Genomic DNA, 7,499 nt, shown 5'->3' with positions numbered 1-7,499 from the left:
AAACGCCCCTCCTCTAATAACGGTTGGCATCGGCGTCCCAAAACCGATAGCCAACATTGATGGTAGTCAAACATAATGATTAGCGCACAAAAAGCCAAGGCAACCGCAAAAGTTGTCGACAGGTGGATAAGTGTACACTAGTTTCGATTTAGGTAAAGCCAATCAGTTACCCAAACGCCGCAACAAGCGAGATAACGGCATTATTTAGGCGAATCAGCTTAGTTAGATCATGGATTTTCGGTTAGTGCCAAAAATGTTCTGCAAAAATAAGTTTAGCATTGCAGAAAGGAGTTTTCCACAGAAATCACAGTTTTCCACAAACAAAAAATCGAAAAAGAAACAGGGTGCGAACAAATTATCCCCAAGGCTGAGGATGATTGCAGCCAAAATCCCCAAATTGCAAGTTATGCACAATTTGTCTGTGGAACCAAAACCTTGTAGCCGTAAGTGTTTCACAAGATATGAACAGGCGATTTACAGCCTGTGGATAACTATGTAAACATGGATGTGAACTTGCAAATTACTTGTGCGCAGCCTGTGCATGAAATAAGCTTTGTATTTTAACAACACACAAGTTATCCACAAACCCGATTGCTGCAACTGACCCAGTTCAAATCCTAAAAAGATGTACGATGTCAGTGAAAAAGCCTTGACGCGGCTTGCTTCCTCGTGTAAACTCGGATGATGTCTGATAATGCAAGTCATCTTAATAAGATAAATCGGTTTTAACTAGGAGGTGTCGTCAATGACAACCAAGCGGACTTTCCAACCAAAGAAACGTCATCGCGAACGTGTTCATGGTTTCATGAAGCGGATGAGCACAAAGAACGGCCGCAAAGTTTTAGCACGCCGTCGCGCTAAAGGACGTAAAGTATTATCTGCCTAAGCCACTGACCGCGTCAGTGGTTTTTTTTAGAGCAGAGCGCGAACCAGCGCGGTTAGAAACCGGAGTATAAGTGGCTTCAGACCCCAATGGCCGGGTTTTGGCCATTGGGGTCTGAGGTCCTTATACGCAGGTTTCTGCGCTGGAGAGCGCGTTTCGGAGCCGTAATTGGTCGGCCGGGCTTTGGCCATTGCGGCTCAGGTCCTTATACGTAGACTTCTGCGCCGGCGAACGCGTTTCAGAGCCGTAATTGGTCGGCTGGGCTTTGGCCATTGGGTCCAGAGGTCCTTATACGCAGGTTTCTGCGCTGGTGAGCGCGTTTCGGAGCCGTGATAAGGTCGGCCGGGTTTTGGCCATTGCGGCTCAGGTCCTTACACGTAGACTTCTGCGCTGGTGAGCGCGTTTCGGAGCCGTCAACAGTTGCGATAGGCAGCTCTGTTACAGAGAGCGCGTTGTCTGCAATCAATCGGTACGTTCTTGAACCACTCGCAACATCACCAAGCGACTAATTAGCACAGCAAAGGCAGTCACCCAAAAACGCTTACCCGCATTTTTCCATGAATGACCCGGCACCGCGTTTAACCCATGCGCTGACACGTCACAACCAATGAACGGCAATGACCCGATTGTTGGTCGTTGTCGTTCATTTGCGTTTATGAGGCTGTTTAGCGGGCTGAAAAGAAACCTGTCGTTAGCCGCTGATACATATAGGAAAACATCTTGTCATCTTGTATACTTAGAACCAGATTGTGAGGGAGCATCATTGCGCAAGTCATATCGGATCAAAAAAGAAGTTGAATTTCAAAATGTGTTTGACCATGGTGATTCGGTTGCCAATCGTAATTTTGTGATCTATCACATGAAACGCGATCAACCGCATTTTCGGGTGGGCATCTCTGTAGGCAAAAAAGTCGGCCACACTGCCGTCATGCGTAATCAGATAAAACGCTATATTCGCCAGAGTCTGTTGGAGCTAAAGCCTGAGATTGATCCCCAGACTGATTTTTTGGTTATCGCGCGTAAGTCCGCTAATCAGCTTGATATGGCTGAGACAAAGAAGAACCTGATTCATGTCATGCGGTTGGCGGGCATCCTGAACGAAGATATCGAGGTCATTTGACCATGTTGAGATTAAGAGAGGGATTATTTGTGAAAAATCGTCAATTCAAACGCCTGCTCGTCATTGTGAGCATGCTGAGTCTAGTCTTTCTTCTGACTGCCTGTGGAACGGCGCCGGTGTCAGAAAACAGTACCGGATTCTGGGATCGCTATGTGGTTTATACTGCCGGTCAATTTGTTATCTGGCTGGCCAATTTGTTTGGCGGAAATCCTGGTGTCGGGATCATCGCCTTTACCTTAATTATCCGGATTTTGATTTTCCCGTTGAGCTATCTGTCCATCAAGAGCATGGCCAAGCAGCAGGAAATCGCCCCGCAGTTAAAAGAACTACAGAAAAAATACAGTTCAAAAGACACCGAAACCCAAACCAAACTCCGCGACGAGACGCAAAAGCTTTATGCATCAGCTGGCGTTAACCCGGTGATGGGCTGTTTGCCGATTGTGATCCAGATGCCGTTCCTGATCGCACTATATCAAGCGATTTTACGAACTTCTTCATTGCAATCCGGGACTTTTCTATGGATGAACCTGTCACAACCTGACCCATTGTGGATTATGCAGATTCTGGCAACCTTATTTACGTTGGGAACCAGTATTTTATCGATGATGGCCCAACCGACCCGCAATTCAAGCAGCTGGGTGATGATGATCATTTCACCGGCTATGATTTTTGTATTCTCCGTTACCTTACCAAGTGCGCTGGCCATTTATTGGGTTGTTACCAACGCCTTTTCAATGGTTCAGCAATTGTTGATTCAAAATCCATTTAAGATTCGGCGCGAACGTGAAGAAAAAGCACGGGCCGAGAAGGAAAAAGAACGCGCACTTAGAAAAGCGTATAAAAAAGCGACCAAACGGCGTAAATAACAACGGGAGGAAGCAAGATGCCAACCTTTCAAGGCAGTACGATTCAAAGAGCCATTGAGGCCGGACTCAAGCAACTGGGCTTACCGCGTGATGCCGTGAGCGTCCAAGTGGTTCAGGAAAATAAGAATGGCTTCCTTGGATTCATGCGCAAGCCAGCGATTGTTAACTTGAAACCACTCGAACCACCGGCAGATCCCGCGCCTGATCCTAAAGCAAAAGAACCTGCCACCGGGAAATCAAGCGCCGGCAAACTGGCGGTAGCGTTAACTGATAGCGCCGGTAAAAAGATTGCCAGCGCATTTAACGACATCACCACTAAAAAGCGCGATAATCAAACGGCGCTGGCGATGGTACAAAGTTATTTGGAAGATATTACTAGCGGCATGGGCATCAAAACCCAAGTCAGCAGCGAGCGCCAAGGTAATACCGTTACCTTCCAACTCAAAACCGATGAGGAAGGCTTGCTAATCGGCAAACATGGCAAGATTATCAATGCGATTCAATACTTAGCGCAAACCGAGTTTAACCATTATGGTAAAAGCAAGTGGACCATCATGCTGGACGTCGGCGACTATCGCGAACGCCGCCAAGCAACCGTGACCCGCTTAGCTGAACGAACCGCGCGCGAAGTTCTGGCAACCGGCAAAGCCATTTACTTAGACCCAATGCCATCGTTTGAACGCAAGGCGATCCATACAACACTGGCGGACAATCAATACGTCGACACCCATTCCGAAGGCGTCGATCCCCGGCGCTATGTCGTCGTCACCCCCAAACGCCCATAACTAACTTTTGACAAGTAAGCAACATTTCAGTATGATGATCACAGTTTAATCACGATGAAGTAGTCAAAGTGCTTTATCCAGCCTTTTCTAACGATAGGGAAAGGCTGGGTTCTGCGCTTTTTTTGTGAGCGCGAGCCGGAGCGGTTAGGGACCGGAGTGTAAGCGGCCTTGGTCGTGATGGCCGGTCTTTGGCCATTGCGACCAAGGTCCTTACATGCAGGTCCCTGCGCCGGGGAGCGCGTTATGATCGAGCGCGAGCCGGAGCGGTTAGAAGTTGGAGTGTAAGCGGCCTCAGACGTGATGGCCGGTCTTTGGCCATTGCGACTGAGGTCCTTACACGCAGACTTCTGCGCCGGGGAGCGCGTTATGATCGAGCGCGACCCAGCGTAGGATTCAAACGTCTCACACCGCGGCATCCACCCATTTTCCAACCAACACAGCGATTCTCACATCATCAAAAGGAGTTTTTGCATATGGCGACATCTATTACGGCTTATGACACAATTGCAGCCATCTCGACACCACCTGGCGAAGGGGCGATTAGTATTGTTCGTTTAAGTGGCGAAACGGCTGTTGCCACTGCCAATAAGGTTTTTAAAGGCAAAGATCTCACCCAAGTTAAAAGTCATACCATTCATTACGGTCATATTGTCGATCCCGAAACCGGTGATTTGATTGATGAAGTCATGGTCAGCGTTATGCTGGCACCAAAGACGTTCACGCGTGAAGATGTTGTGGAAATTAACTGTCATGGCGGGATCGTGGCGACCAATCGGATTTTGCAGTTGTTGCTTGGCGAAGGGGCGCGTATGGCTGAGCCGGGGGAATTCACCAAGCGCGCCTTTTTAAATGGCCGCATTGATTTGACTGAAGCGGAATCGGTGATGGATCTGATCCGGGCAAAAACGGATCGCGCTATGCAGGTGGCTGTCAATCAGCTTGATGGGAACCTGCACCATTTAATCAAACAGCTGCGGCAGGAAATTCTTGAAGTGTTGGCTCAAGTCGAAGTTAATATCGACTATCCGGAGTACGATACGGACGAAATGACAACTAAAATGCTTTTGGAAAAGGCTCAAACCGTCAAAAAGGCGATCGAGCAGCTCCTAACCACTGCCAGCCAAGGAAAAGTGTTGCGTGAAGGCTTGGCCACTGCCATTGTCGGCCGGCCAAATGTTGGGAAAAGCTCGTTACTGAATCACATGTTGCACGAGGAAAAAGCGATTGTGACCGATGTTGCCGGAACGACGCGCGATGTCCTTGAAGAATACGTCAATGTTCGCGGGGTCCCGTTGAAGCTCGTTGACACAGCTGGGATTCACGACACCACCGATAAAGTCGAAAAAATCGGCGTGGAACGTTCTCGGCAGGCCATTACGCAGGCAGATCTGATTTTACTGGTTTTGGATCAAAGCGAGCCGCTGACAACGGAAGACAAGCAGCTGCTTGCGGCAACGGCTGATAAGAAACGGATCATCGTGTTGAACAAACAGGATTTGCCTGCGCGTTTAGACACGGCGGCGTTGCTGCAATTGGTTGATGCCGATGAAATCATCAAAACCGCCATTCCAACTAGTGATGGCATGGATGCACTGGATGAGCGAATTGCCAAACTCTTCTTTGGCGGCATTGAAAATAGTCAGGGAACAGTCATGGTCTCCAACGCGCGCCAAATCGGCTTATTGCGGCAAGCTAGCAAAAGCCTGGATGCGGTCATGGCCGGGATTCATGCCGGGATGCCAATTGATTTGGTGCAAATTGATATGACCGCGGCATGGGACAAGCTTGGCGAAATTACCGGCGAAAGTGCCCCAGATGAATTAATTACCCAACTATTCAGTCAGTTCTGTCTGGGTAAGTAGCGCATGAGCGTGTGAAAAACAGATGCTTGGAGGAAAACAGATGCCTGAAGTAAAGAAATTTGAAGCCGGCACTTATGATGTCATCGTTGTCGGTGCTGGTCACGCTGGTTGTGAAGCGGCCTTGGCTGCAGCACGCATGGGCGAAAAGACATTATTACTGACGATCAGCCTGGAAATGTTGGCATTTATGCCATGTAATCCCAGCTTAGGCGGTCCGGCCAAAGGAATTGTGGTCCGTGAAATTGATGCCCTCGGCGGTGAAATGGGGAAGAATATTGATCGGACCTACATCCAGATGCGCATGCTCAACACGGGTAAAGGTCCGGCAGTGCGCGCATTACGTGCCCAAGCAGATAAAGCGGCCTATCACCGCAGTATGAAACACGTCATTGAAGATACGCCGCATTTGGACTTACGGCAGGGACTCGCTACCGAAGTGCTGGTCGAAGATGGTAAGGCAGTCGGCATCGTGGCTGCTACCGGGGCCATTTATCGCGCCAAGAGTATTGTGCTAACAGCTGGCACCAGTTCCCGCGGTAAAATTATTATCGGCGAACTCATGTATAGTTCCGGCCCTAACAATAGTCTGCCAAGCATTAAGCTCTCTGAAAATCTGGAGCAGCTGGGCTTTAAGCTGCGCCGCTTCAAAACCGGAACTCCGCCGCGTGTTAATGGCAATACGATTGACTTTTCCAAAACCGAAGAACAACCAGGCGATAAAACACCGAATCATTTTAGTTTTACAACGCCGGATTCGGTTTATCTCAAAGATCAGTTGAGTTGTTGGATGACGTACACCAACGCGACGACTCATCAGATTATTCGGGAGAATCTGGATCGCGCGCCGATGTTTTCCGGCGTGATTAAGGGAGTCGGGCCGCGTTACTGTCCATCCATTGAAGATAAAATTGTTCGCTTTGCTGATAAGCCGCGGCATCAATTATTCTTGGAACCTGAAGGCCGCGACACCTCGGAATATTATGTGGGGGACTTTTCAACGTCCATGCCTGAGGAAATCCAGTTGAAAATGCTGCACAGTGTGGCGGGATTGGAACATGCCGAACTCATGCGCGCTGGTTATGCCATCGAGTATGATGTTATCGAGCCATGGCAGTTGAAGGCAACGTTGGAAACTAAGGTTGTGCGGAATTTGTATACCGCCGGACAAATGAACGGTACCAGTGGTTATGAAGAAGCTGCCGGGCAGGGAATTGTGGCCGGGATTAATGCTGCCCGCCGCGCTCAAGGCAAAGGACCCTTCACGTTGAAGCGTTCAGATGCTTATATTGGCGTGATGATAGATGATCTCGTGACAAAAGGAACGAATGAACCTTATCGTTTGTTAACCAGTCGCGCCGAGTATCGGTTGTTACTGCGTCATGACAATGCGGATCTGCGCTTAACGCCAATGGGACATGAACTTGGCCTGATTAGTGATCAACGCTATGCAGACTTTTTGGCTAAGCGTCAAGCCATTACCGATGAATTAGCACGCCTTGAGCACACCCGCCTGAAGCCCAAGGATGTCAACCCGTGGCTTGAGGCTCATCATTTTGCCCCACTTAAAGATGGGGTCTTAGCCAGTGACTTCTTGAAGCGTCCGGAAATCAATTATCAGACGCTAGCGCAGTTCTTACCGGAAACCCCAACCTTGGATCATCGGGTGATTGAACAGGTTGAGATCCAGATCAAATACGCCGGCTACATCGCCAAAGAAGAAGCTAGTGTGGCCAAGTTGAAACGGCTTGAAGGCAAAAAGATTCCGGCGCGCATCGACTACGAAGCGATCAATGGCTTAGCAACCGAGGCACGGCAAAAGCTGGTTAAGATTCAACCGGAAACCATTGCCCAAGCAAGCCGAATCAGTGGTGTCAATCCGGCTGATGTCGCTATTTTGTCCGTGTATATTGAACAGGGACGAATTAGTAAGGTGGCACAGTAACGGGTTGCTGGAGAAGGTACTAAGAATATTTGTATTAAAAA

General features: G+C 48.9%; 6 protein-coding genes. All 6 read left to right on the top strand.

Annotation, left to right across the window (positions count from 1 at the left end):
• The first annotated feature begins 745 nt into the window (after nt 1–745).
• The 6 genes from rpmH (at nt 746) to mnmG (ending at nt 7,458) form a co-directional block, all read left to right on the top strand.
• Nucleotides 746–886 carry a 50S ribosomal protein L34 gene (rpmH, locus tag EL173_RS15015; protein ID WP_003568442.1) on the top strand — a complete coding sequence of 47 codons (141 nt, stop codon included), beginning with the start codon at nt 746–748 and terminating at the stop codon, nt 884–886.
• A 760-nt stretch (nt 887–1,646) separates the two neighbouring features.
• On the top strand, nt 1,647–2,003 hold the full coding sequence (gene rnpA / locus EL173_RS15005; RefSeq protein ID WP_005685694.1) for a ribonuclease P protein component: 357 nt from the start codon (nt 1,647–1,649) through the stop codon (nt 2,001–2,003).
• 29 nt (nt 2,004–2,032) lie between these two features.
• Nucleotides 2,033–2,869, top strand: coding sequence for a membrane protein insertase YidC (gene yidC / locus EL173_RS15000; protein WP_005685695.1), 837 nt, complete (start codon nt 2,033–2,035; stop codon nt 2,867–2,869).
• 17 nt (nt 2,870–2,886) lie between these two features.
• A complete protein-coding gene (jag, locus tag EL173_RS14995) occupies nt 2,887–3,654 on the top strand; it encodes an RNA-binding cell elongation regulator Jag/EloR (RefSeq protein WP_005685697.1) in 768 nt (255 codons plus the stop codon).
• Between the two features lie 473 nt (nt 3,655–4,127).
• Nucleotides 4,128–5,516 carry a tRNA uridine-5-carboxymethylaminomethyl(34) synthesis GTPase MnmE gene (gene mnmE / locus EL173_RS14985; protein WP_005690409.1) on the top strand — a complete coding sequence of 463 codons (1,389 nt, stop codon included), beginning with the start codon at nt 4,128–4,130 and terminating at the stop codon, nt 5,514–5,516.
• A 40-nt stretch (nt 5,517–5,556) separates the two neighbouring features.
• Nucleotides 5,557–7,458: a tRNA uridine-5-carboxymethylaminomethyl(34) synthesis enzyme MnmG gene (gene mnmG, locus EL173_RS14980; protein WP_014571747.1), complete on the top strand. Its 1,902-nt coding sequence runs from the start codon at nt 5,557–5,559 to the stop codon at nt 7,456–7,458.
• The last annotated feature ends 41 nt before the right edge of the window (nt 7,459–7,499 follow it).

This window comes from Lacticaseibacillus rhamnosus (genome assembly GCF_900636965.1).
GTDB lineage: Bacteria > Bacillota > Bacilli > Lactobacillales > Lactobacillaceae > Lacticaseibacillus > Lacticaseibacillus rhamnosus.
The sequence above is the reverse complement of the archived record's forward strand: the minus strand, read 5'-3'. Positions and strand labels throughout refer to the sequence as shown.

Coding starts and splice junctions, on each gene's coding strand:
- rpmH (WP_003568442.1), top strand. CDS start 746: ATGACAACCAAGCGGACTTTCCAACCAAAGAAACGTCATCGCGAACGT.
- jag (WP_005685697.1), top strand. CDS start 2,887: ATGCCAACCTTTCAAGGCAGTACGATTCAAAGAGCCATTGAGGCCGGA.
- mnmG (WP_014571747.1), top strand. CDS start 5,557: ATGCCTGAAGTAAAGAAATTTGAAGCCGGCACTTATGATGTCATCGTT.
- mnmE (WP_005690409.1), top strand. CDS start 4,128: ATGGCGACATCTATTACGGCTTATGACACAATTGCAGCCATCTCGACA.